At 65.9% G+C, this 3,456-nt stretch carries 3 protein-coding genes; 2 read left to right on the top strand and 1 reads right to left on the bottom strand.

Annotated features, from left to right (window positions below; all coding sequences use genetic code 11):
• Positions 1-218: 218 nt before the first annotated feature.
• Positions 219-1,553 (bottom strand): MFS transporter, encoded by a 1,335-nt coding sequence (locus LN996_RS23315; protein WP_231343467.1) that lies wholly within the window; start codon positions 1,551-1,553, stop codon positions 219-221.
• A 130-nt stretch (positions 1,554-1,683) separates the two neighbouring features.
• Here LN996_RS23315 and LN996_RS23320 point away from each other — a divergent pair, with 130 nt between their 5' ends.
• Together LN996_RS23320 and LN996_RS23325 are read left to right on the top strand one after the other, a co-directional pair.
• Positions 1,684-2,430, top strand: a complete 747-nt coding sequence (locus tag LN996_RS23320; RefSeq protein WP_374110806.1) for an IclR family transcriptional regulator — start codon at positions 1,684-1,686, stop codon at positions 2,428-2,430.
• A 119-nt stretch (positions 2,431-2,549) separates the two neighbouring features.
• Positions 2,550-3,341: a MoaF C-terminal domain-containing protein gene (locus LN996_RS23325; protein ID WP_231343469.1), complete on the top strand. Its 792-nt coding sequence runs from the start codon at positions 2,550-2,552 to the stop codon at positions 3,339-3,341.
• Positions 3,342-3,456 lie beyond the last annotated feature (115 nt).

The following is a 3,456-nucleotide window of genomic DNA, read 5'->3' on the forward strand; positions in this document are numbered from 1 at the left end:
CCCCCCCCCCCCCCCCCCCCCCCCCCCCCCCCCCCCCCCCCCCCCCCCCCCCCCCCCCCCCCCCCCCCCCCCCCCCCCCCCCCCCCGCCCCGCCCCCGCCCCCCCCCCCCCCCCCCCCCCCCCCCCCCCCCCCCCTCGGCCCCCCCCACAACCCCCCCCCCCCCCCGGGGGGGGGGGGGGGGCCCCCCCCCCCCCCCCCCCCTTTCCTATGCCCCGATCTAGTGATGGACGCTGTACCCCAGGGGCCGGCCGCGGGTCTCCTTGGCGAGGATCACGCCAATTGCGGAGATTACGCAGAGGACCATGATGTAGATGCCAACAGAGCCTGACCACTTGGTGGTGTCCAGGAGCGCCTGGGCGATGAGCGGTGCGAAGGCGCCGCCCAGGATTGCTCCCAAGGCGTACCCAATGGAGATTCCGGAGTAGCGGACCTGAGCGGGGAACATCTCCGCATACATCGCGGACATAGGGCCGTAGGACAGGCCCAGGCCGATCGTCAGGACGAACAGGGCGGTTCCGTAGAGCACGATGTCCTTGGAATCAATGAGTACGAACATGGGAATCATCCAGGCGAAGACCAAGCCGTACCCGATCAGGAATGTCTTGACGCGCCCGATCTTGTCGGAGAGCCAGCCGCCCACCATGGTGAAAATGAGCCAGCCAAATGAGGCGACGGTCGTGGCCAGCAGCACCTGCGGAGTGGGCATCTTCAATGTCCTGGTGGCGTAGGAGATGAAGAAGGCAATCAGTAGGTAACCGGCTGCGTTGTTGGCGATGAAGATCAGTGCAGCGAGGACAACTTCCTTCTTATTCTTGCGGAAGAGGTCTCCAAGGGGCGCCTTGCTTTCGGCCTTGCGCAGGGCAATTTCCTTGAACACAGGGCTTTCGCCAACGGCACGCCGGATGAGGTAGCCCACCACAATAAGGACCACGGACAGCAGGAACGGCACCCGCCAGCCCCAAGCCGCAAAGTCTTCCTTGGACATGCCCGACTGGAGGAGGAACAGCAGGCCGGTGGCCAGGATCATGCCGATCGGCACACCGATCTGCGGGTAGGCGCCGAAGAGTCCGCGCTTCTTGATGGGCGCGTGCTCCACTGCCATGAGTGCGGCACCGCCCCACTCACCGCCCGCCGAGAAGCCCTGGACCACACGCAGGGTGATCAGCAGGACCGGAGCCCAAACACCGATGGTTGCGTACGTGGGCAGCAAGCCAATGAGCGCCGTAGCTGCGCCCATCATGACCAGCGTCATGACCAGGACGGCCTTGCGGCCCATCCTGTCGCCGAGGTGCCCGGCAACAAAGGCCCCGAGGGGACGGAACAAGAAGCTGATACCGATCGTGGCGAACGACAAGAGCTGCGCAACGCCCGGGTTGGACTTCTCCAAGGGAGATAGGAACAGCGGCGCCAAGAGCGTGGCCGTGAGCTGGGCAAAGATGAAGAAGTCGTACCACTCAATGGTGGTGCCCACCAGTGTCCCGGCCAGAACCCGGCGCTCTTCACGCTTGCTGCTGGGTCCTGACGGAGAGTCGACAGTGGAAGTTGCGGTCATTGGAACTCCATGGGGTGAGAGTGACTGGTCGGCGCTTGACGTGCATTAACCGACAGAACGGTCAGTTAGGAAATAATACTACAGCCTGTGACCCAAAGCACAGACCCTTGGAAGGTTCCTTCAACATAGGATGGTTCGCATGAATCCCCGCAGCGACGTCAAGGGTCCACCGGAACCAACAACCCAGGTGCCGCCGTCGCAAACGCTCTCACGGGGAATCCGCGCGCTGGAAATCCTCGCCGCGGCCGAGCGGCCCCTCACCATCGCAGAGCTCACGGAGGCGTTGGGGGTGCACAGGTCCGTCGCCTATCGGATCCTCAGGACCCTGGAGGACCACTCTCTGCTGGTGCGTGACGACTCCGGACGCGTGCAGCCCGGCCCCGGCCTGGCGGTCCTGGCCAGCGGCGTCTCACGGAACCTTCAAACCGCGGCCCTTCCCGAACTGACGCAACTTGCCAACACCCTCCACATGACGGCCTTCGTCGCCGTGTGGGACCACCAGGAATGCGTCACCCTGGTCACCGTCGAGCCACGGCACTCCGGCGCCGCCCTCGCCCAGCACCCCGGCAGCCGCCACCCAGTCAGTACCGGCGCTCCCGGAATAGCCATCCAGTCAACCATGACCGAGGAGCGCTGGCAGCAGGTGGGCGCCGGCAACCCTTACCGCCCCGAAGCCGACGAAGCCCGCCGCCTCGGCTACGCCACCAGCCATGACGAGGTCATCGCCGGACTGTCCTCCATTGCTGCCCCCATCAAGGTTCCGGGCGGACGGCCGGCAGCGATCGCCGTCGTCTATATCCGCCTGGACCAGGACGCCGACGCCGTAGGCAAGGCACTGGCTGCCAGCGCCGCCCGCATCGAAGGCCAGCTCGCCTAACCTTTCCTTACGGGTCAAACAACGTGCTTCACAGCACAAGACCGGCAGCAACGGGAACTGAATACTCAAGTAAGGGCAGGACACCCGTCCTGTCCCTCTTCGAGTACGAGAAGGAACCCATGAGCCTGAATCTTCTTGACACCTCCAACTGGTTGCCCCTGGAAGGACTTGCGCCTGGCTTCGATGCCAACAAGGCCCCAACAGTGCACGACCTCGCGGGACAACAATTCCGGGTCCGCGGCGATGGCGGCCCCATGACGTTCAGCTTCGACGACGAAGAAGTGCAATGGGCAGCTGCCGGGCAGGCAGGAACAGCTCCCTACGAGGCTTTCCTCGTGGCCGGGCAGCTCTACTACGCCCAGTGGCACAGCGTCGTGGAGCCGGACCTCGCCATTTCCCTGGTCTTGGACCTCACGAATGGAACGGCGCTGTACATCGGCGCAACGCTTGGAAAGCCGACCCCGTCCCGCGTGGCAGTCCAGCACGATTTCCGGCCTGGCACCCTGGACGGTTTCGCCGCCGGAGCAGCCATTGCCGAGAGCACCGGACTCATTGGACGGCGTGTTGAGTGGGTTTACAGCGAGTCGCACGCCTACGAGCACATCTACCTCAGCCCCACCTGGTACACGTGGCAGTGCCTCGCCGGGCCTGAGCGGGGCCTGGCAGATACCGATTCAAACACTGTGTTCCAGGTCCGCCCGGGAATTTTCGTCTTCACCTGGCGCGAAAAGGTTATTCCATGCGGTTCCGTCACGATTGCCGACCACCGCGACGTCAATGCCATCCGTTCCCACGGCAGCTTGTTCGGCTGGGACGAGTCAGGCACGCAACCAGTGCACTTCACGTTCGGCGCCCACGGAAGGTTGATCAGCATGACCCACCACCGGCCGGAACTGGACCCGGCCCTCTAGCCCTGGAGCACGAAAGGGGGGCCCCCGGGGGGGGGGCGGGGGGGGCGCGCGGGGGGGGGGGGGGGTTGGGGGGGGGGTGGGGGGGGCGGGGGGGGGGGCGGGGGGGCGGGGGGGG

The organism is Arthrobacter sp. AK01 (assembly GCF_021109375.1).
Lineage (GTDB): Bacteria > Actinomycetota > Actinomycetes > Actinomycetales > Micrococcaceae > Arthrobacter.